At 69.5% G+C, this 19,716-nt stretch carries 19 protein-coding genes; all 19 read right to left on the reverse strand.

Features of this window, described 5'->3' with window-relative positions:
- Positions 1-50: 50 nt before the first annotated feature.
- On the reverse strand, positions 51-2,516 hold the full coding sequence (locus tag AB3K92_RS16190) for an RND family transporter (protein ID WP_059484842.1): 2,466 nt from the start codon (positions 2,514-2,516) through the stop codon (positions 51-53).
- Positions 2,517-2,580: 64 nt separating this feature from the next.
- Complete coding sequence (locus tag AB3K92_RS16195; protein ID WP_369465421.1) at positions 2,581-3,558, reverse strand: WD40/YVTN/BNR-like repeat-containing protein; 978 nt, start codon at positions 3,556-3,558, stop codon at positions 2,581-2,583.
- A 181-nt stretch (positions 3,559-3,739) separates the two neighbouring features.
- Positions 3,740-4,945 (reverse strand): acetyl-CoA C-acyltransferase, encoded by a 1,206-nt coding sequence (locus tag AB3K92_RS16200; protein ID WP_369465422.1) that lies wholly within the window; start codon positions 4,943-4,945, stop codon positions 3,740-3,742.
- Positions 4,946-4,962: 17 nt separating this feature from the next.
- Positions 4,963-5,448 carry a MaoC family dehydratase gene (locus AB3K92_RS16205; protein WP_027791722.1) on the reverse strand — a complete coding sequence of 162 codons (486 nt, stop codon included), beginning with the start codon at positions 5,446-5,448 and terminating at the stop codon, positions 4,963-4,965.
- On the reverse strand, positions 5,448-6,248 hold the full coding sequence (locus tag AB3K92_RS16210; protein ID WP_059622847.1) for an SDR family oxidoreductase: 801 nt from the start codon (positions 6,246-6,248) through the stop codon (positions 5,448-5,450). Before AB3K92_RS16210 ends, AB3K92_RS16205 begins: the two co-directional genes overlap by 1 nt.
- Positions 6,245-7,447, reverse strand: a complete 1,203-nt coding sequence (locus AB3K92_RS16215) for an acyl-CoA dehydrogenase family protein (protein WP_059622845.1) — start codon at positions 7,445-7,447, stop codon at positions 6,245-6,247. Before AB3K92_RS16215 ends, AB3K92_RS16210 begins: the two co-directional genes overlap by 4 nt.
- On the reverse strand, positions 7,444-8,775 hold the full coding sequence (locus tag AB3K92_RS16220; RefSeq protein WP_060324537.1) for an acyl-CoA dehydrogenase family protein: 1,332 nt from the start codon (positions 8,773-8,775) through the stop codon (positions 7,444-7,446). Before AB3K92_RS16220 ends, AB3K92_RS16215 begins: the two co-directional genes overlap by 4 nt.
- Positions 8,776-8,777: 2 nt before the next feature.
- Entirely contained in the window at positions 8,778-9,656 is an 879-nt protein-coding gene (locus AB3K92_RS16225) for an SDR family oxidoreductase (protein ID WP_369465423.1), read from the reverse strand.
- Between the two features lie 41 nt (positions 9,657-9,697).
- Positions 9,698-10,849: an acetyl-CoA C-acetyltransferase gene (locus AB3K92_RS16230; RefSeq protein WP_059498520.1), complete on the reverse strand. Its 1,152-nt coding sequence runs from the start codon at positions 10,847-10,849 to the stop codon at positions 9,698-9,700.
- Positions 10,849-11,916 carry an acyl-CoA dehydrogenase family protein gene (locus tag AB3K92_RS16235; protein ID WP_369465424.1) on the reverse strand — a complete coding sequence of 356 codons (1,068 nt, stop codon included), beginning with the start codon at positions 11,914-11,916 and terminating at the stop codon, positions 10,849-10,851. Before AB3K92_RS16235 ends, AB3K92_RS16230 begins: the two co-directional genes overlap by 1 nt.
- A gap of 35 nt (positions 11,917-11,951) precedes the next feature.
- Entirely contained in the window at positions 11,952-13,121 is a 1,170-nt protein-coding gene (locus AB3K92_RS16240; RefSeq protein WP_059484833.1) for an acyl-CoA dehydrogenase family protein, read from the reverse strand.
- Complete coding sequence (locus AB3K92_RS16245; RefSeq protein ID WP_059484832.1) at positions 13,118-13,933, reverse strand: enoyl-CoA hydratase family protein; 816 nt, start codon at positions 13,931-13,933, stop codon at positions 13,118-13,120. The genes AB3K92_RS16240 and AB3K92_RS16245 overlap by 4 nt, the downstream gene beginning before the upstream one ends.
- Before the next feature lie 19 nt (positions 13,934-13,952).
- Positions 13,953-15,053 (reverse strand): nitronate monooxygenase family protein, encoded by a 1,101-nt coding sequence (locus AB3K92_RS16250; RefSeq protein WP_175849931.1) that lies wholly within the window; start codon positions 15,051-15,053, stop codon positions 13,953-13,955.
- Positions 15,050-15,970 carry an enoyl-CoA hydratase gene (locus AB3K92_RS16255; protein ID WP_369465425.1) on the reverse strand — a complete coding sequence of 307 codons (921 nt, stop codon included), beginning with the start codon at positions 15,968-15,970 and terminating at the stop codon, positions 15,050-15,052. The genes AB3K92_RS16250 and AB3K92_RS16255 overlap by 4 nt, the downstream gene beginning before the upstream one ends.
- A gap of 8 nt (positions 15,971-15,978) precedes the next feature.
- A complete protein-coding gene (locus tag AB3K92_RS16260; protein WP_048025082.1) occupies positions 15,979-16,776 on the reverse strand; it encodes a CoA-transferase subunit beta in 798 nt (265 codons plus the stop codon).
- 10 nt (positions 16,777-16,786) lie between these two features.
- Positions 16,787-17,680: a CoA transferase subunit A gene (locus AB3K92_RS16265; RefSeq protein ID WP_369465426.1), complete on the reverse strand. Its 894-nt coding sequence runs from the start codon at positions 17,678-17,680 to the stop codon at positions 16,787-16,789.
- A 9-nt stretch (positions 17,681-17,689) separates the two neighbouring features.
- Positions 17,690-18,586: a VOC family protein gene (locus AB3K92_RS16270; RefSeq protein WP_104766184.1), complete on the reverse strand. Its 897-nt coding sequence runs from the start codon at positions 18,584-18,586 to the stop codon at positions 17,690-17,692.
- A 199-nt stretch (positions 18,587-18,785) separates the two neighbouring features.
- On the reverse strand, positions 18,786-19,256 hold the full coding sequence (locus AB3K92_RS16275; RefSeq protein ID WP_175755016.1) for a type II toxin-antitoxin system VapC family toxin: 471 nt from the start codon (positions 19,254-19,256) through the stop codon (positions 18,786-18,788).
- Complete coding sequence (locus tag AB3K92_RS16280; RefSeq protein ID WP_021159426.1) at positions 19,189-19,425, reverse strand: hypothetical protein; 237 nt, start codon at positions 19,423-19,425, stop codon at positions 19,189-19,191. The genes AB3K92_RS16275 and AB3K92_RS16280 overlap by 68 nt, the downstream gene beginning before the upstream one ends.
- Positions 19,426-19,716 lie beyond the last annotated feature (291 nt).

Genomic DNA, 19,716 nt, shown 5'->3' on the forward strand with positions numbered 1-19,716 from the left:
TGGACAACGCGCGGCGGCCGGCCGCGCGCAGGGGGAAATGGGGGCGCCGGTCAGCGCATCGGGCTGCCGGGTTCGAGCGCGGGCGACGGTTTCAGCGTTGCCGGAGCCGCCGGCGACGGCTGCGCGTGCGCGTGCTGCACGCGGCGCTCGGCACGCTCGACGCCGAGCCACGCGGCGAGCGCGGGCAGCAGGAACACGGCGCCGAACAGGTTCACGAGGAACATGAACGCGAGCAGCACGCCCATGTCGACCTGGAACTTCAGCGCGGAAAACGCCCACGTGCCGACGCCGATGAACATCGTGACGGCCGTGAACAGCGCGGCCGTGCCGCGCTGGCGCATCGCGTCGGCGAATGCGTCCGGCAGCGTCGCGCCGTGGCGGAGGTCGTGCTGCAGGCGTTCGTACAGGTAGATCCCGTAGTCGACGCCCACGCCCACGCCGAGCGTGATCACCGGCAGCGTCGCGACCTTCAGCCCGATGCCGAGAAGCGCCATCACCGCATTGCACAGGATCGACACGAGCGTGAGCGGCACGATGATGCACAGCACCGCGCGCCACGAGCGGAACGTGACCGCGCAGAGCAGCGCGATCGCGCCGAAGATCGACAGCAGCATCGCGATCTCCGCGTCGCCGACCGCCTCGTTGGTCGCCGCCATCACGCCGACGTTGCCGCCCGCGAGCCGGAACGCGACGTTCGGTGTCGGGTTCTCGGCCGCGAAACGCTTGATCTCGTCGACGATGTGCGCGATGGTCGTGCCTTCGTGGTTCTTCGTGTAGATCAGGACCTGGATCGCCTTGCAGTTCGCGGTGTTCATCCCGTTGTCGGGGTCGAACGCGTTGGAGCCTTGCGTGAGCCCGTCGCTCGAGCGCGGCAACGCGGCCCAGCGCGGGTTGCCTTCGTTGAACGCGGCGATGAACACCTTGCCCTGCGACGACACGCTCGTCACCGACTGCACGCCGGCCACGCCGCGCATGTTCATCTCGAACTGCTCGATCGCGCTCATCACCGGGTAATGCAGGCACGCGTCGTCGAAGCCGGTCGTCTCGACGATCACCGACAGCACGTCCACGCCGATGTTGTACTGGTGCGTGATCGCCGCGTTGTCGATGTTGTAGCGCGAGTTCGCGCGCAGCTCCGGCGCGCCGGTGCCGATGTCGCCGATCTCCAGCTTGCGCGACTCGAGCGTGCCGTACGCGAGCAGCGCCAGCGCCACCGCGAACACGCCGAGCGCGGGCGCCGGCCGCGCGAATACCGCGAAGCGCGACCACCTCCCGCTCCCGCCGGCCGCCGCCGTGCGCTGCGCGCGCGCGAGCGTGCCGCGTTCGAGGCGCGTGTACGACAGCAGGATCGGCAGGAACACCTTGTTCGTCACGATCATCAGCAGCACGCCGAGGCACGCGGTAATGCCGAGCTCGCGCACGATGTCGATCCTGATCCGCATGATCACCATGAAGCCGAGCGCGTTGGTCAGCAGCGCGACCGTGCCCGGCACGAACAGCTTGCGGAACGCGTCGCGCGCGGCGTCGGCCGGCGACGCGCCGCGCACCAGCGCCTGCTTCCACGCGTTGGTCATCTGCACCGCGTGCGACACGCCGATCGAGAAGATCAGGAACGGCACGAGGATCGACATCGGGTCGATGCCGAGCCCGAGCAGCGGCAGCGCGCCGAGCAGCCACACGACCGGCAGCAGCGCGACGACGAGCGCCAGCACGGTGGTCTTCAGCGAGCGCGTGTAGGCAAACAGCAGCGCGGCCGTCACGAGGAACGCGAGCGCGAAGAACGCCATCACGCCCGCGATGCCGTTCTCGACGTCGCCCACCAGCTTCGCGAAGCCGATGATGTTCACGTCGATGCCCTGCTTCGCATAACGCGCGCGGATTTCCTCGAGCTGGCGCGCGACCGCGCTGTAGTCGAGCCGCTTGCCGGTGGCCGGGTCGGTCTCGCGCAGTTCCGCGCGGATCAGCGCCGATTTCAGGTCGTTGCCGACGAGGCGGCCGATCTGCCCGGAACGCGCGACGTTGCGGCGCACCTTCGCGAGATCGTCCGGGTTCGCGCTCGAGAACTGGCCGGGCACGACCACGTCGCCGCGAAAGCCGGCTTCGGTCACTTCCGTGTAGTGGACGTTCGGCGTGAACAGCGAGAACACGCGCGAGCGGTTCACGCCGGGGATGAAGAAGACGTCGTCGGTCGCGTGGCGCAGCGCGTCCATGAACGTCTGGTTGTAGATGTCGCCGTCGCCCTTCCAGCGCAGGCTCACGAGGATCGTGTTCGCGCCGGGGAACGCACCCGCATAGCGCTCGAACACCTGCATGTACGGGTGCTGCATCGGGATCATCTTGTTGAAGCCCGGATCGAGCTTCAGGCGCGTGGCCGACAAGCCGAGCGCGAGCGTCACCGCGACGCACAGCAGCATCAGCAGCTTGCGCCGGCGGATGATCGTGTCGGCGCAGCGCTCGACGAACGCGGCGAGACGCGACGCGGAAACGGCTTCAGGAGGACGTGACAGGTCGTTCATGGAATTCTCGGGTCGGGACGGACGATGCGAAACGAACGGAAGCTGGCGGTGCGGGCGGCCGGCGTCAGGACGGCGACGGCGTCGACGCAGGCGCGCCGGCCAGCGGCGCGACGCCGGCCTCGCCGCCGAGCAGCAGCGCGCCGTGGCCCATGTCGAGCACGGCCGCGAGGCTCTGCACGCCGCCGAGCTTGCGCACGTCGAAGGTCAGCCCGCCGTCGCGCGACGCGACGATCGCGCCGCCCTGGCCTACCAGCACGAGTTCGCCGTCGGCGAGCTGGGTCGCGCCGAAATACGACACCGGCACATGGCTGTCCACATGCGTCCAGGTCGCGCCGCGATCGGTGCTGCGCACCACGTTGCCGCGCATCCCGTATGCGACCCAGTCGCCGTTCGCGAGCATCAGCGCGCCGAACAGCGAACCGGCGTACGGCGACGGCAGCTTGTCCCACGTGGCGCCGTTGTCGGTCGAGCGCAGCAGCGTGCCGCTCTCGCCCGCGACCAGCAGGTTGCCGTGGCCGTCGCCGACGATCGCGTTGAGGTGACGGTCGCCGGCCGGCGTCTTCAGCGGCTGCCACGTGAGGCCCGCGTCGTCCGAGCGCAGCAGCTGGCCGAAGCTGCCGGCCGCGAACAGCGGGCCGCCCGCCGCGCCCCACACGGACAGCAGCGGATCGGAATGCTCGTGGTCGATATGCACTTCACGCCAGTGCATGCCGGCGTCGTCGCTGCGGACGATCCGGCCGTCGTGGCCGACCGCGATCCCGAGCGTCGGCGTGACGAAACGCACCTGCGTGAGCGTCGATGCCTGGTCGGGCGTGACCGACGCCGGCCGCCAGCGGGCGCCCGAATCGTCGCTCAGCAGGATCACGCCGCGTTCGCCGACCGCGACGATGCGCGCGCCGGCCCGGGCGAGCCCGTTGATCTGCAGCCGGTCCGCATGGATCGCGGTAACCGGGAACGCCGGCAGCGGGCGCGGCGAAAACGCGAACAGCGCGGCGCCGAGCACGAGCGCCGACATCGCGAGTCCGGGCAAGGTTCGTTTCATGGCTTGTCTCCTGTTTCTGCGTTCGACGGCCGTTGGCGCGTACGCGCCGACGACCGTCGCCTGCAAGTCTCCGGGCCGCCGGTCATGGCCGCGGCCTCGAATCGTCGTTCGTGAATGGTTCGCCGCGTGCGCGGCGCGGCCCATCCGCGTGCCGCTACGTCCGAGACGTGCGCTACGTGCGCTATGCGCCGACCTCGAACAGCGCGGCGGCACCCATCCCGCCGCCGATGCACATCGTCACGACCGCGTGCCGTACGCCGCGCCGCGCGCCTTCGAGCAGTGCGTGCATCGTCATCCGCGTACCCGACATCCCGAACGGATGGCCGAGCGCGATCGCACCGCCGTCGACGTTCAGCCGGTCGTCGGGAATGCCGAGCGTGTCGCGGCAGTACAGCGCCTGGCACGCGAACGCCTCGTTCAGCTCCCACAGCCCGATGTCGCCGACGGTCATGCCGAAGCGCGCCAGCAGCTTCGGAATCGCGAACACCGGGCCGATGCCCATCTCGTCCGGCTCGCAGCCGGCCACCGCGAGGCCGCGGAACACGCCGAGCGGCGTCAGCCCGCGGCGTAGCGCCTCGCTGCGCGACATCACGACCACGGCCGCCGCGCCGTCCGACAGCTGCGACGCATTGCCGGCCGTCACGAACTCGCCCTGCTCCACGACCTTGCCGCCGCTCCACGACGGCTTCAGCCCCGCGAGCCGCTCGGCTGTCGTATCGGCGCGGACGCCTTCGTCGCGCGCCGCACGCAGATCCTCGTGGCCGGCCGGGTTGCCTTCCTTGTCGAACAGCGCGCGTCGCACGTCGAGCGGCCCGATTTCCGCATCGAAGCGGCCGGCCGCCTGGGCGTCGGCCGTGCGCTGGTGGCTCTGCAGCGCGAATTCATCCTGCGCCGCACGCGAGATCCCGTAGCGGCGCGACACGATCTCGGCCGTCTCCATCATCGCCATGTACGCGGCCGGCTGGTGGTCGAGAACGGCCTGCGAACGCGCGCGATACGCGTTCTTGTGCTTGTTCTGCGTAAGCGAGATCGACTCGACGCCGCCCGCGACGACGATCCGCGCATCGCCCGCGCCGATGCTGCGCGCGGCGCTCGCGATCGACATCAGGCCCGACGAGCACATGCGGTCGATCGCCATGCCGGGCACCGATGCCGGCAGCCCGGCCGCCGCCGCCGACAGGCGGCCGATGTTGTAGCCCTGCGTGCCCTGCTGCGCGGCGCAGCCGATCAGCACGTCGTCGACGTCGGCCGGCGCGACGCCCGCGCGCTCGAGCGCGGTACGCACCACGTGGCCGCCCAGCGCGGGCGCCTCGGTGTCGTTGAACATGCCGCGAAACGCCTTGCCGATCGGCGTGCGCGCGACGGAAACGATGACTGCGTCTTCCATGAGCTGGTTCTCTGAATCTAGAAGTAGTAACGGCTGATCGTGTCGGCCACGCAGCCGGGTTTCGCTTCGCCTTCGATCTCGACGGTCACGCGAATCCATGCCTGCACGCCGCCGTCGAGCGGCTCGACGCGCAGCAGCTCGCCGACGCCGCGCACGCGCGCGCCGACCTTCACCGGCGCGGGGAAACGGATCCTGTCGCAGCCGTAGTTGACGCCGAGCCGCGCGCCGTCGATACGCACGATCTGCGGCAGGAAATGATTGACGAGCGACAGCGTCAGGTAGCCGTGCGCGATGCACGCGCCGAACGGGCCGTCCTTCGCGCGCACCGGGTCGACGTGCACCCACTGGTGATCGCCGGTCGCGTCGGCGAAGCCGTCGATGCGGATCTGGTCGATCGCGAGCCACGCGCTCGCGCCGAGCGTGTCGCCGACGGCAGCCGCGAGTTCGCCGGGATGCGCGAACACGCGGGGCGTCGCGCGCACGGGGTCGAGGGTCGTGCTCATCATGCGTGCTGGCTGCTGACCGACAGCACTTCGCCCGTCATGTACGACGCGTAATCGCTTGCAAGGAACACCATCACGTTCGCGACCTCCCAGACTTCGGCGGCGCGCCCGAAGGCTTCGCGCGACGCCAGTTGATTCAGCAGGTCGGCCGGGGCCGACTTCTTCAGAAAATCGTGCATCGCGATGCTCGGCGCGACCGCGTTGATGCGCACGCCGTACGGCGACGCCTCGAGCGCCGCGCAGCGCGTGAGCGCCATCACGCCCGCTTTCGCCGCCGCGTAGTGCGCCTGTTCCGCCTGCGCGCGCCAGCCGAGCACCGATGCGTTGTTGACGATCGCGCCGCGGCCGCGGGCCTGCATGTGCGGCAGCATCGCGCGCGTCATCCGGAACGTCCCGGTGAGGCTAATGTCGATCACCCGCGACCATTCGGCATCGTCCATATCGACGATGCGGGTCGCCCCGCCGAGCCCCGCGTTGTTGATCAGCACGTCGACGCCGTCGAGCTTGTCCTGCGCGTCGGCAACGAGTGCCTGCACGTCGGCTTCGACCGCGACGTTGCACAGGCGGCCATAGACCTGTTGCAGCCCCGTTTCGGCGCGCAGTGTCTGAACCGCCTGTTCGAGGCGCTTTTCGTGGATGTCGGAGATGAACAGCGCGCGGCAGCCTTCCTCCGCGCAGCGGCGCGCGGCCGCGAAGCCGATGCCGGCGCCGGCGGCGGCCGTGATCAGCACCGATTTGCCGGCGAGCAGCTGGTGGCCCGGCACGTAGGCCGGCGCTTTCTGGATCTGGGGTTCGGTCATGCGGTGCCTCGTGGTTCCCTGGGCATGCCGAGCCCGCGCTCGGCCATGATGTTGAGCTGGATTTCGTTGGTACCCGCGTAGATCGTGTCCGCACGGGAGAACAGGAATACGCGCTGCAGATGGGTGAGCTTTTCGTCGGCCGGATCGATCACGTTCGCGCGAGGCCCGAGCGCATCCATCGCAAGCTGGCCGAGGTCGCGGTGCCAGTTCGACCAGAAATACTTGTAGATCAGTGCCTCGCGGCGCAGCGGCGCGGTGCCACCGCCATCGGCGTCGTCGGCGCCGGACAGCATGCGCAGCGCGTTGTAGCGCATCACGCGCAGCCCAGCCCACGCGCGGCCGATCCGCTGCCGCAGCACCGGGTCGCGGTCCGCGCCCGATTCGCGCGCGGCGTCGATCACCCATTCGAGTTCGCGGACGAACTGCATCTGCTGGCCGAGCGTCGACATCCCGCGTTCGAAACCGAGCAGCGTCATCGCGATCCGCCAGCCGTCGCCGGGGGCGCCGACGAGGTCGCGTGCTTCCGCGCGCGCGCCGTCGAAGAACACCTCGTTGAATTCCGCACCGCCGTTGAGCTGCCTGATCGGCCGGATCTCGATGCCCGGCTGGTCGAGCGGCATCAGCAGGAACGACAGCCCCTTGTTGCCCTTCGACGCGGGATCGGTGCGCGCGAGCACGAAGATCCAGTCGGAATCGTGTGCGAGCGACGTCCAGACCTTCTGGCCGTGGACGCGCCACGTACCGTCCGCATCCTGTTCGGCACGCGTGCGCACGTTGGCCAGGTCGGAACCCGCGCCCGGCTCCGAATAGCCCTGGCACCAGAACTGCGTGCCGGCAAGAATGCCGGGCAGGAAGCGCGCGCGCTGGTCGTCGGTGCCGCAGGCGACGAGCGTCGGCCCGAGCAGCCCTTCGCCGATGTGGCCCATCCTTCCCGGGCCTCCGGCGCGCGCGTATTCCTCGTGGAAGATCACCTGTTCGGCCACCGAGAAGCCACGCCCGCCGGCGGCGGTCGGCCAGCCGAGGCCGGTCCAGCCGCCCTGCGCGAGTTCCCGCTCCCATGCCTTGCGCAGGTCGGGAAACGCTTCCTCGTCGCCGGGGCCGCCGCGGTATTTCAGGCACGCGAATTCGCCGGTCAGGTGCGATTGCACCCAGTCGGCCACTTCGTGCCGCAATTGCTGTTCGCGCGTTTCGCTGTTCATTGAAGGGCTCCTGCGCGTGCGGCGGACGGGCGGGATGCGGCTGCAGCCGGTGGCTCGAACGCTTCGCCACGCTGCGATGCGCCGCCTTCGATCGCATGGCATGCGATCCATTCGAGCAGTTGCGGCGTGCTGCCGAACTGCGCGCCCGACGCCTGCGCGCGCTTGAAGTAGAGATGCGGGTCGTATTCCCACGTAAAGCCGACGCCGCCGTGCAACTGGATCGCTTCCTGGGCGCAGAACGCGTACGCGTCGTTCGCGGCGGATTTCGCCGCGGCGATGTCGGCACGCAATGCGGCGCCCGGCCCCACGCTGCCGGCTTCCGCGTCCCATGCGTGCGCGGCGCCGAGCACGGCCGAGCGCGCCGATTCGATCAGCACCATCATCTGCGCGCAACGGTGCTTGACGGCCTGGAACGACGCGATCGCGCGGCCGAACTGCACGCGCTGGCTCGTGTAGTCGAGCGTCAGGTCGAGGCATTGCTGTGCGCCGCCGAGTTGTTCGGCGGCCAGCGCGAGCGCCGCGAACCATGCGGCGCGTTCGAGCACCTGCGCCGCGTCGCGGCCTGCAATCAGCGCGTCGCGGCTCACGCGCACGTCGTCGAGCGCAATTCGTGCGAGCGGCCTCGTCGCGTCGAGCGTGTCGAGCGGCGTCACCGCAACGCCGGCCGCGCCGGCGGTCATGTCGATCGCGAACAGGCCGACCGACTGCCCTTCGTTCGCGATCCGCGCCGGAACCAGCAGCAGGTCGGCGCGCGCACCGTCGAGCACTTGTGCTGCGACGCCGGACAATGCGAAGCCGGCCGCGGTTTCTTCCGCGATGAACGGAAGCGATCGCGCACTGGCCGGTTCGTCGAACGAGTCGCCGAAAGATGCGCCGAACGCATTGGCACCCGGCCGGCCATATGGCCGGCCGACCCGCGCGCCACCCGGCTCGCCGAATAGCCAGTCGAACGGCAGCGCCAGCGTCGCGCTGCACGCGCCTTCGGCGATCTTCGCGAGCCAGCCGGTCGCCAGCGACGTGTCGCAGCCGCCCAGCGCGGTCGCCGCGAGGCACGCGGTCGAAAAATACGGCACGCATGCGATGCGCCGGCCCAGCTGTTCCATCAGCACCGCCTGCTCGACCGCACCGAGCCCGAGCCCGCCCGCCGCCTCCGGCAGCGCAAGCGCGTTCCAGCCGAGTTCGCCTGCTAGTGCAGCCCACAGCGCATCGTCGCGGCCGGCCGATTGCTCGAGTGCGCGGCGCACGTCGGCGGACGCGCTGCGTTCGGCGAGCACGTCGGCGGCCGCGTCGCGGATCATCGCCTGTTCGTCGGTGAGCGCCAGATCCATGCTCAGCTCCCGTACACGCGCTGCGCGGGCCGCGCGTCGGCGAGCAGCCGCGCGACCGCCGGGCCGACCTCGGCCGCCGCCCAGCGCGCGCCGCGGTCGACGCTCGGGCCCGTGCGCCAGCCTTCCGCGACCGCGATCATCCCGCCCGCGACCTCGAACACCCGGCCCGTCACGTCGGCCGACAGCGCGCTGCCGAGCCACACGACGAGCGGCGCGACGTTGGCCGGGTCGAAATAGTCGAAGCCGCCGTCCTCGGGCTTCTTCATCATGTCGGCGAACACGCCTTCGGTCATCGACGTGCGCGCGGCCGGCGCGAGCGCGTTCACGCGCACGCCGTAGCGCTGCAGCTCGGCCGCCTGCATCAGCGTGAGCGCGGCAATGCCGGCCTTCGCCGCGCCGTAGTTCGACTGGCCGATCGAGCCTTGCAGCCCGGCGCCGGAACTCGTGTTGACGATCCGCGCGTCGACCGCGTGGCCGGCCTTCGCGGCATCGCGCCACACACGCGCCAGCACGCTCGACAGGCAGAAGTGGCCACGCAGATGCACGCGCATCACGTCGTCCCAGTCGGTTTCGGTCATGCTCGTGAACATCTTGTCGCGGCAGATGCCCGCGTTGTTGACGAGCACGTGCACATCGCCGAACGCTCCGCGGGCCGCGTCGACGATCCGCTGCGCCGTTTCGACGCGCGTGATGTCGTCCGCATTCGCAAGCGCGTTGCCGCCGCGTCGTGCGATCTCGTCGCACACGGCCTGCGCGGCCTCGTGCCGGATGTCGTTGACGACGACCGCCGCGCCTTCGGCCGCAAACGCGAGCGCATATTCGCGCCCGAGCCCGCCGCCCGCGCCGGTGATGATGACGGTGCGTCCGTTACAGATTCCCATGCTGGTGCCTCTTGGATCGTGAGATCGTGAAAGTGACGCGCTCACAGGCGCTCGATGATCGTGACGTTCGCGAGGCCGCCGCCTTCGCACATCGTCTGCAATCCGTAACGGCCGCCGGTGCGTTCCAGTTCGTGCAGCAGCGTCGTCATCAGCCGCGCACCGGTCGCGCCGAGCGGATGGCCGAGCGCGATGCCGCCGCCGTTCGGGTTGGTCTTCTCATGCGGGAAACGCGTATCGGCCAGCCACGCCTGCGCGACCGACGCGAACGCCTCGTTCATCTCGACGACGTCGATCTGCGACCAGTCGAGCCCGCTCTTCTTCAACGCGGCCTTCGTCGCCGGGATCGGCGCGGTCAGCATCCACAGCGGATCGTCGCCCAGCACGCTCAGGTGATGGATGCGCGCGCGCGGCGTGAGGCCGTAGCGCTTCAACGCGTCCTCCGACACGATCAGCAACGCCGCAGCCGCGTCGCAGGTCTGGCTCGCGACGGCGGCCGTCAGCGAGCCGCCCGGCGTCAGCGGCTCGAGCGTCGCCATCTTTTCCAGCGACGTGTCGGGGCGCGGCGTCTCGTCGTGCAGCACGCCTTCGAGCGGCACGATTTCCCGCTTGAAATGCCCGGCCTCGATCGCGGCGACCGCACGGCGGTGGCTTTCGAGCGCATAACGCTCCATTGCGTCGCGCGACAGGTTCCAGTGATCGGCGATCCGCTGCGCGGCGACGAACTGCGACACCGGCGCATCGCCGAAGCGCGCGCGCCAGCCGGTGCTGCCCGAGAACGGGTCGTCGAAGCCGAGCGGCGCCGCGCAGGTCATCGCGGACGAGATCGGGATCTGCGTCATCGTCTGCACGCCGCCCGCGACCACCACGTCCTGCACGCCGCTCATCACGGCCTGTGCGGCGAAATGCACGGCCTGCTGCGACGAGCCGCACTGGCGATCGACCGTCACGCCCGGCACCTGCAGCGGCAACCCGGCCGCGAGCCAGCAGGTGCGCGCGATGTTGCCCGCGAGCGGGCCGATCGTGTCGACGCAGCCGAACACCACGTCGTCGTATTCGTCGGCGGGAATCGCGTTGCGCTCGACGAGCGTCTTCAGCACGAAGCCGCCGAGGTCGGCCGCATGCACGTGCGCGAGCCCGCCCTTGCGGCGGCCGGTCGGCGTGCGCAGCGCGTCGACGATATAGGCTTGTCTCATCAGTTGGATTCCTCGAGGTCGAAGGTCTGCGCGGGGCCGATCGGCAACGCGTCGCCGAGGATCGCGTCGGCCACGCGGGCCTTGTGGAACGCGTTGTCGCCCCAGTTGCCGGAGAGCGCCCAGATGCGCTTCATGAAGATCTGCAGGTCGAGTTCCCACGTGTAGCCGATCGCCCCGTGCACCTGCATCGAGTGCCGCGCGGCGAGCTGCGCGGCCGACGTCGCCGCGAGCTTCGCGTGGGACACGAACACCGCGCGCTGCGGGTGATCGTCGGCGATCGCCTGCGCGGCGCGCGCGACCACCGGCCGCGCGAACTCGTAGCGGATCGCGACGTCGGCAAGCAGATGCTTGAGCGCCTGGTACGACCCGATCGCCTTGCCGAACTGCTTGCGCTGCGCGCTGTAGTCGATCGCGACGTCGAGCACGCGCTGCGTGAGGCCGAGCAGTTGCGCAGCGACCGCGAACGCGCCGTGGTCGAGCGCACGATCCAGCAACGGCGAGGCTTCGTCGGCGCCTGCGATGCGCGTGGCCGCCGACGGCTCCCAGTCGAGCGTGAACAGCCGCCGCGACGGGTCGACGCTGTCCACCGCGCGCCACGCGCACTGCGCAGGATCGACGCGGTGCAGCTCGCCACGGTGCTCGCACAGGAGCGTCTGCGCGACGTGCACGTCGGCCGCATACGGGTTCGCCGGATGCACGAGCGCGACGCGCGCGCGCCCTTCGGCGATGTCGCGCAGCAGCGCGTCGCGCCAGTCGCTCGCCGGCAGCCGCGCGAGCACGCCGGCCGAGACGAGCGCCGTGTCGAGCAGCGGCTCGGGGCTGCCGAAGTAACCGTAGGTCTGCGCGAGCAGCGCCCATTCCGCTTCGCTCAGGCCGAGGCCGCCGTACGCCTCGGGCACCGACACGGCGGTCAGCCCCTGTGACGCGAACAGCGCCCACAGGTCGTCCGAACGCCCGGTCGGCGTGGCCCAGAGCTCGCGGATCAGCTCGGGCGTCATCTCGGTCATCAGCAGGCGCTTCACGCTGTCCGCGAGCGCTTCCTGGTCTTCATCGAATACGAAATCCATACGATGTCCGTTCAGTGAGGGTGGCGCCGGCGCCGTCATGCGCGCGGCATGCCGAGCATCCGTTCGGCGACGATGTTCCGCTGGATCTCGTTGGTGCCCGCGTAGATCGTGCCGGCCTGCGCGAACAGGAAGCCGTCGAGCCAGTGGCCGAGCGTCGCGTGCTGCGCGGCCGTCTGCGGGACGACCTCGCCGTGCGCGCCGAGAATGTCGAGCGCGGTCTGGTGCATGCGCAGGTCGAGCTCAGACCAGAACACCTTGTTGGTGCTCGACTCCGCGCCGATATGGCCGCCCTTCAGCAGCCGGCTCGCGGTCGCGTAGGTCGACAGCGCATACGCCTGCGCATCCATCCACGCCTGCACCACGCGCTCGCGCAGCGTCGGATCGCGATCCGCGCTGTCGCGATGGGCGAGATACAGGTCGCGCAGCGCCTGCGCGGTGCGCTGGAAGCGCGCGGGCGAACGCAGCATCAGCCCGCGCTCGAAGCCGGCCGTCGCCATCGCGACCTGCCAGCCCGCGCCTTCGGCCGCGAGCCGGTTCTCGACCGGCACGCGCACGTCGTCGAAGAAGATTTCCGCGAAGCCCGTCTGCCCGTTCAGCTGGCGGATCGGCCGCACCGTGATGCCCGGCGCGGACAGCGGCACCATCAGGAACGTGAGCCCGTGGTGGCGTGACGATTCCGGGTCGCTGCGGAACAGCCCGAACAGCCAGTCGGCCCACACCGCGCGCGTCGACCAGATCTTCTGGCCGTTCAACACGTATTCGTCGCCGATCCGGGCGGCCGTCGTGCGGATCGCGGCCATGTCGGAACCTGCATTCGGCTCCGACCAGCCCTGTGCCCATACGTGCTCGCCGGCCGCCATCGCGGGCAGGAAACGCGCCTTCTGCTCCGCGGTGCCGAAATCCATCAGCGTCGGGCCGAGCAGGAAGATGCCGTTCTGGTTCACGCGCATCGGCGCGTCGGCACGCCAGTACTCTTCCTCGAAGATCAGCCACTCGATCAGGTCGCAGCCGCGTCCGCCCAGCTCGCGCGGCCACGTGACCATGCTCCAGCGGCCCGAGTGCAGCGTGCGCTCCCATTCGCGGTGCGCGGCGAAGCCTTCCTCGGTGTCGAAGCTCGGCAGCCGCTCGCGCGGCACGTGCGCGGCGAGCCATTCGCGGATCTCCGTGCGAAACGCCTGTTGCTGCGGCGTGTAGGTCAGGTTCATGCGCGTGCCTCCTCGGCGGCGGCATGCGCATCGAAACGCGCGTCGCGCTTCTCGACGAACGCGGCGCGCGCTTCGGTCGAATCGTTCGTCATGTACGCCTGCAGCGTGAAGCCCTGCTCCCAGCGGTACTTGTCCTCGAGATCGCCGTCCTCGACGCCGTTCAGCGCCTCCTTCGCGAGCCGCACCATCGCCGGGCTCTTCTCCGCGATCTTGCGGGCGAGCGCGAGCGCCGCGTCGCGCAGCGTGTCGCGCGTCACGACCTGCTCGACCGCACCGAGCCGGTACGCTTCGGCCGCATCGATCATCTCGCCGGTGAAATACATCGCGCGTACCTTCTGCACGCCGAACAGCCGCTGCAGGTGCGCGCCGCCGCCCATCGCGCCACGGTCGATCTCGGGCACGCCGAAGCGCGCGCAGTCGGCCGCGACGACGATGTCCGCCGCGCCGCAGATGCCGATCCCGCCGCCGAGCACGAAACCGTGCACGGCCGCGATCACCGGCTTCGGGTTGCGGTGCACTGCGCGGAACGTCTCGTAATTGCCCGCGTTGACCGCCACGATCCGCTCCGGATGCGCGGCCAGCTCCTTGATGTCGACGCCCGCGCAGAAGCCGCGCCCCTCGCCGCGCACGACGATCACGCGGACCTCGTCGTCCTCGCCGAGCGCATCGAGCGCGCGGGAGAGCGCATGCCAGCCCTGCGCGTCGAGCGCGTTCACGGGCGGATGGGCGATCACCAGCTCGGCGATGCCGTCGGCGCGATCGATCCGGAACGGCATCGCGCCGGCCGGTTGGTTGGATCCTGTCATCTCCATTGCCTCCCTGTGATGTTGTTCATGCGGCCTGCGCTGCCGCCGCGCCGCGCAGCGCGGCCAGTGCGTCGAGTCGCTCGCCGGCTTCCGCGACGATCCGGGCGATCAGCGCGTCGCACGGTTCGATCGCGCCGATCATCGCGGCCGCCTGGCCGCTCGGCAGCACGCCTTCATCGGGGCGGCCCTCGACGATCGCGCGCTGGATCAGGAACGGCGCGTTCGCCGCCATCAGCGTCTGGCTCGCCGTGTAGTCGTGCGAGCGCAGCGCCTTGATCGCGAGACCGAGCATGTCGCCCGTGCTCAGGCCGTTCTGGCGGCGCCATGCGTCGGCCGTCTTCAGCGCGAACAGCGTGCGGCGCAGCGGGCCGAAGCGCTCGAGCTTCAGCAGGTACGGGTTGTCGATCATCCGTTGCGGCAGCCCGTCGAGCGCATCCGACACGCGGATGCGCGCCGGGTCGCCGACCGCGACGTAGCGTTCGAGCGTCTCGCGCGGCACCGGCGATTCGGCGCTCATCAGGAAGCGCGTGCCCATCGCGATGCCGGCCGCTCCGTATGCGAGCGCGGCAGCCAGCCCGCGCCCGTCGAAGAACCCGCCGGCCGCGACCACCGGCACCCGCACCGCATCGAGCACCTTCGGCAGCAGCAGCGTGGTCGGCACCGAGCCCGTGTGGCCGCCGCCTTCCGCGCCCTGCACCGTCACGATGTCCGCGCCGAGCTCGACCGCCTTCACCGCATGCTTCGGTGCGCCGACGGTCGGCATGCAGACGATGCCGGCGTCCTTGAAGCGGCGGATCGTCTTTGCATCCGGCCCGCGGCCGTAGCTCACCGCGCGCAGCCGGTGCCGAATGGCCAGCTCGACGACCTGCTGCGCGTTCTTCTGGAACATGTGGAAATTGATGCCGAACGGCTTGTCCGTGAGCGACTTCACTTTCAGGATCTCGGCCTCGACCTGCTCGGGTTCGAGCGTCGCGCCGGCCAGGAAGCCGAAGCCCCCGGCGTTGGCGGTCGCCGCAACGAGCCGCGCGTCGGCCACCCAGCCCATCGCGGTCTGCACGATCGGATAACGGCAGCCGAGCAGCTCGCACAAAGGCGTATGCAGCGGGCTTTGAAGCGTCGTGCTCATGCGGCTGCTCCGTTGGCGGCGACCGGTGCGGACGCGTCGCCGCGATCAACGCCGTTCGGCTGACGCTGCGAACTGGCCATGCTGCGCGCGTCGTAGCCGCCGAGACGGTCGCCGCTCACGAGCTCGTTGTGCGCATGCGCGAAGTGATGCCACGCGAACGCCGCATCCATCGCCGCGCGCTTGCCCTGCAGTTCCTCGACGTGATTCAGTGCCTGCTTGGTCAGCGCGAGCCCGAGGCGCGGCATCGTCGCGACCTTCGCGGCGATCGCATAGGTCGCGTCGTGCAGCCGTTCGCGCGGCACGACGCGGTTGACCATCCCCATCTGGTACGCACGCTCGGCCGGCATCCGTTCGCCGAGGAACAGGAATTCCTTCGCGATGCGCGGGTTCAGTTCGTACGCGTGCGCGAAATACTCGACGCCCGGAATCCCCATCCGCACGACCGGATCGGCAAAAAACGCATCCTCGGACGCGACGATCAGGTCGCACACCCACGCGAGCATCAGGCCGCCCGCGATGCATGCGCCCTGCACCATCGCGATCGTCGGCTTCGGCAGGTCGCGCCAGCGCCGGCACATCCCGAGGTAGACCTCCTGCTCGCGTGCATAGAGGAATTCGCCGCCGTCCTTGTCGACGTGGTCGTACCACAGCGATGCGCGATCGAACGACTCGTGGATGTCGCGGCCCGGCGTGCCGATATCGTGGCCCGCCGAGAAATGCTTGCCGGCGCCCGCGAGCACGATCGCCTTCACCGCGTCGTCGTGCGCCGCGCGCCGGAACGCCGCGTCGAGCGCATACGTCATCTTCGAGTTCTGCGCGTTGTGATACTCGGGGCGGTTCATCGTGATCGTCGCGATGCCGCCGTCGACCGCGTAGTCGACGACACCGTCGCCGAACGTCATCTGGGTCGCTTCCATGTGGGACCTCATCCCCGGCGCGGCGCCGGATTGTTGCGCACGATCGTCGCGCGCAGGTTGTGCGGATCGAGCGCGCGCACGATGCGCAGGTCTTCCGCGTTCGGCGCTGCCGTCGTGCCGAGCTCCGGATGCGCGATCAACGGGAAGCCCGTCGCGTCCTGCACCTCGTCGAAGCTCACGCCCGGGTGCAGCGAGCGCACGCGGATCGCGTGGTCGGGGCCGCCGAAATCCATCACGCACAGGTCGGTGACGATGCTGCGCAGGTCGACGAAGGTTTTCATCCCGGGCAGCCGGCGCGCCGGGTTGTGGCCGACGGTGCACACCATGTCGACTTCGCCTTCGACGAACGTGCGCTTGCCGTGGCCGCTGACGAAGAACGAGTTCGCGTGGTTCGTCGTGTTGCCGGGGAAGCCGCGCGCGCCGAGCAGCTGGGTTTTCGGGCGCGCGTAGTCGTCGCCGAGCCACGAGATGTTGGCCTGGCCGAAACGGTCGATCTGCGTCGGCATCACGAGCGCGTGGCGGCGGCCGTGCCACAGGCAGTCGAACACGCGTTCGTAGGTCATCCAGCCGCTCGCCTTCACGCGGTAGCCGTCGGGGCGCGGGCCGAGCGGCACCGGCTCCTCGACGAGATACGCTTCGCCGTCGGTCAGCATCAGCCCGTTGTTGTACGCAAGCCGCGCGAGGCCGGCCGCGAGCCGCGGGCCCGTACCGATGCCGGTCGCCAGCACTTCGCCGTCGTCGCGCCAGAGTCGCGCGGACGCGACGATCATCAGTTCCGCGAGGGAATGGTCGAGAGATTCGCTCACAGGCGCTCCTTTACAGAATCGGCAACGGCAGCGTCGTCACGTGCGACAGCCCGCCGACGCCTTCGAGGTACTGGCGTTCGTCCTGGCCGACCACGTCGCGCAGGTACGCCGCCGTCTTCGCATCATCTTCCGCACTGGCGCAGTACGCGCGCAGGTGCGGCAGGTCCCAGCCGTAGGCCGGCCCGCACGACGTCGGGTGTGCGCCGCCCGGCGCGTGCACGACGCCGGTGACGAGCGAGCGCTCGAACGGATTGCGTTTCGCTGCGTCGAGGTCTTCGCTCGCGAGCGACGCGTCGACCGTTTCCGCCGACACGTAACAACGCTGCGCGGCACGTGCCATCCACGCGTCGAAGAACGGATCGGGGCCGTCGATACGCGTGTTGCCCATCCGGTCGGCCGCGTTCACGTGCAGCAGCGCGACGTCGAGGCCGATCGCCGGCATCGCGAGCAGCGTTTCGCCGTCGTCGTACGGCGACTGCACCGTGCGCAGTGGCGGCGCGTGATCGAGCAGCGCGGTGCCGAGCCCGGCACGCGTCGGCAGGAACGGCAGCCGGGCGGCGGCCGCGCGCAGGCCGAGCTGCAGCATCCCTTCGTCGAGTTCCAGCACGTCGATGCGGCCCTGTTCACGCGCACGGCGGAATTGCGGTTCGAGCGGGATCACGTCGAGCGACACGAAGCCGAACACCACCTTGCGTACCTTGCCGGCCGCGCACAGCAGCCCGACATCGGCGCCGCCGTACGCGACGATCGTCAGGTCCTTCAGGTTCGAGCGCGCGATTTCGCGCACCAGCGCCATCGGCTTGCGCCGCGGCCCCCATCCGCCGATGCCGATCGTCATGCCGTCGGCGAGTTGCGCGACCACATCGCGCGCGGACATCGTCTTGTCGAGAGGTTTCATCGTCATCGTGCTGGCTTACCGGTATCCGATGCTGAAATCGTGGCCCCACTGGCTCACCTTGGTGGCCTCGAACACCGCGTGCTTCGACCAGTCGACCGTGAGGCCGCCGAAGCCGTATTCGAGATCGAAGCCGCCGGGGGTCTTCATGTAGAAAGAGATCATCTGGTCGTTGCAGTGACGGCCGAGCGTCGCGGACATCTTCACGTCGTGCGCGGCGACGCGGTCGAGCGCGCGGCCGACTTCGTCCATCGAGTCGACTTCGGCCATCACGTGCACGCAGCCCGACGGCACGGCCATCTCGAACAGCGCGAGGCTGTGATGGCGCGCGTTGCGGCAGTGCATGAAGTGGATGCGCTTTTCGGGTTCGGCGGGATCGGGCGTGAATTTCACGCGATAGATGTCGGACAGCTCGAAGCCGAGCACGCCGCGCACGAACGCGTCGGTCGCGTCGAACTGCGGCGCGGGCAGCACCGCATGGCCGAGCCCCATGTCGCCGGTGACGAAGTGCGCAACACCCAGCGGCGACACGAAACGGCGGAAATCGCAGCGCGCGCCCCAGTACAGCTCGTGGCGGTTGCCGGACGGGTCGGTGCACCACGCCATCGCCTGCACGCGGCGCAGCGCGGCTTCGGCGGGCGTCGCGCGGATCGGCTCGATGCCTGCCCGCTGCAGCACCGCAAGCGCGGCGTCGAACGCGGCGCCGTCGGGCAGTTCCCAGCCCGACGCGAAATAGCGGTCGGTCGAGGCGGGGACGATCACGTAGCGGAAATCGCGCTCGTCCATCTTCAGGTACAACGCACCGTCGGGCGCGTCGAGCGCCTGCATGCCCAGCACGTCTTCCGCGTAGCGGCGCCACGCATCGACGCGCGTCGCCTCGACGACGATATAGCCAAGCGCACGGACATCGATCATGTCGGCCTCCTCCTGGTTCAGAATCCGTTGTTCGTGAAAGGATTCTGGCCGGTCGGGGGTGGTGTTACATCGTCTGTTGGGACGAGAGGCGGCGGCGAATCGGAGCGGCGCGGACGCGCGCGGCAGCCCGGCGGAACGGGCCATGCCTGCGGAAGGAGACGGGAAGCCGTAACAGGTTGCCGCGACGCGGCAACCCGGATCAGTCGAACGGGTTCAGCAACCTGACGCCGGTGCGGGCGAAATCCGCGACGTTGCGCGTAACCACGGTGAGATCGTTGATCAGCGCGGTGGCCGCGATCAGCTTGTCGAGTTCGTGCGTCGGATCGGGCACGCGCAAATGCCCCCACGTCTGGCTGATCTCGATGTCGACCGGCAGGATGTTCGGTGCATAGCCGGCCAGGATGGTTGCCACCCAGGCCTCGAGCGCCGACGCCTGGGGGTGATCGCCGCGATGACGGATCAGGTCGACGCCGCGCCGAAGTTCAGCAACTGTCACGACGGACAGGTAAAGCGGGCTGGCGTCCGCCGCGGCCTGCCTGAAGAACGCCCGCACGCCACGGTTGGTTCGCTTGCCCTTCCTGATTTCACTGATGACGTTGGTATCAATCAAATACACGCCTGGCCTCGCCGGAATCCTGAATACGTTGAAAATCCGCGTCTTCGCCGACATCGGGCATGCTCATCAGCACTTGCGCAAACGTCTTTCGCTTCGGCCTGCCGAGCGCATCGGCCAGAATGGCCCGATGTTCGGCCTCGGCACTCCGGCCATTTGCCGCAGCCCGCTCACGCAGGCTCTGAACGATATTGTCATCCACGTTACGTACCAGTAGATTTGCCATGGTTCCCTCCATCCAGATTGATATCAATGATAGCGCCATGACCGGGAATTGCAATCATTGCTATCATCGCCGCCAACGGAAGGAGGACGGTGGTCGGCGTCAGCGAACGGCAACGAACCGCATGCCCCCTTTCGGCATGCGCCGCTCGCCCGACACGTCGAACTGCTGTTTGAAAGGTAAGCCGGATCGGAACGGCAGGAAAGACGGCCGATCGGCTATTCACGGCTGAACGGCCTGCGCGGGCGCGCGCCGGTCGATGCGGGACGGCTGCATTCACCGACTCCGCGCGCG

It is taken from the genome of Burkholderia sp. Bmkn7, assembly GCF_041103175.1.
Lineage (GTDB): Bacteria > Pseudomonadota > Gammaproteobacteria > Burkholderiales > Burkholderiaceae > Burkholderia > Burkholderia cepacia.

Coding starts and splice junctions, on each gene's coding strand:
- AB3K92_RS16190 (WP_059484842.1), bottom strand. CDS start 2,516: ATGAACGACCTGTCACGTCCTCCTGAAGCCGTTTCCGCGTCGCGTCTC.
- AB3K92_RS16195 (WP_369465421.1), bottom strand. CDS start 3,558: ATGAAACGAACCTTGCCCGGACTCGCGATGTCGGCGCTCGTGCTCGGC.
- AB3K92_RS16200 (WP_369465422.1), bottom strand. CDS start 4,945: ATGGAAGACGCAGTCATCGTTTCCGTCGCGCGCACGCCGATCGGCAAG.
- AB3K92_RS16205 (WP_027791722.1), bottom strand. CDS start 5,448: ATGAGCACGACCCTCGACCCCGTGCGCGCGACGCCCCGCGTGTTCGCG.
- AB3K92_RS16210 (WP_059622847.1), bottom strand. CDS start 6,248: ATGACCGAACCCCAGATCCAGAAAGCGCCGGCCTACGTGCCGGGCCAC.
- AB3K92_RS16215 (WP_059622845.1), bottom strand. CDS start 7,447: ATGAACAGCGAAACGCGCGAACAGCAATTGCGGCACGAAGTGGCCGAC.
- AB3K92_RS16220 (WP_060324537.1), bottom strand. CDS start 8,775: ATGGATCTGGCGCTCACCGACGAACAGGCGATGATCCGCGACGCGGCC.
- AB3K92_RS16225 (WP_369465423.1), bottom strand. CDS start 9,656: ATGGGAATCTGTAACGGACGCACCGTCATCATCACCGGCGCGGGCGGC.
- AB3K92_RS16230 (WP_059498520.1), bottom strand. CDS start 10,849: ATGAGACAAGCCTATATCGTCGACGCGCTGCGCACGCCGACCGGCCGC.
- AB3K92_RS16235 (WP_369465424.1), bottom strand. CDS start 11,916: ATGGATTTCGTATTCGATGAAGACCAGGAAGCGCTCGCGGACAGCGTG.
- AB3K92_RS16240 (WP_059484833.1), bottom strand. CDS start 13,121: ATGAACCTGACCTACACGCCGCAGCAACAGGCGTTTCGCACGGAGATC.
- AB3K92_RS16245 (WP_059484832.1), bottom strand. CDS start 13,933: ATGGAGATGACAGGATCCAACCAACCGGCCGGCGCGATGCCGTTCCGG.
- AB3K92_RS16250 (WP_175849931.1), bottom strand. CDS start 15,053: ATGAGCACGACGCTTCAAAGCCCGCTGCATACGCCTTTGTGCGAGCTG.
- AB3K92_RS16255 (WP_369465425.1), bottom strand. CDS start 15,970: ATGGAAGCGACCCAGATGACGTTCGGCGACGGTGTCGTCGACTACGCG.
- AB3K92_RS16265 (WP_369465426.1), bottom strand. CDS start 17,680: ATGACGATGAAACCTCTCGACAAGACGATGTCCGCGCGCGATGTGGTC.
- AB3K92_RS16270 (WP_104766184.1), bottom strand. CDS start 18,586: ATGATCGATGTCCGTGCGCTTGGCTATATCGTCGTCGAGGCGACGCGC.
- AB3K92_RS16275 (WP_175755016.1), bottom strand. CDS start 19,256: ATGTCGGCGAAGACGCGGATTTTCAACGTATTCAGGATTCCGGCGAGG.
- AB3K92_RS16280 (WP_021159426.1), bottom strand. CDS start 19,425: ATGGCAAATCTACTGGTACGTAACGTGGATGACAATATCGTTCAGAGC.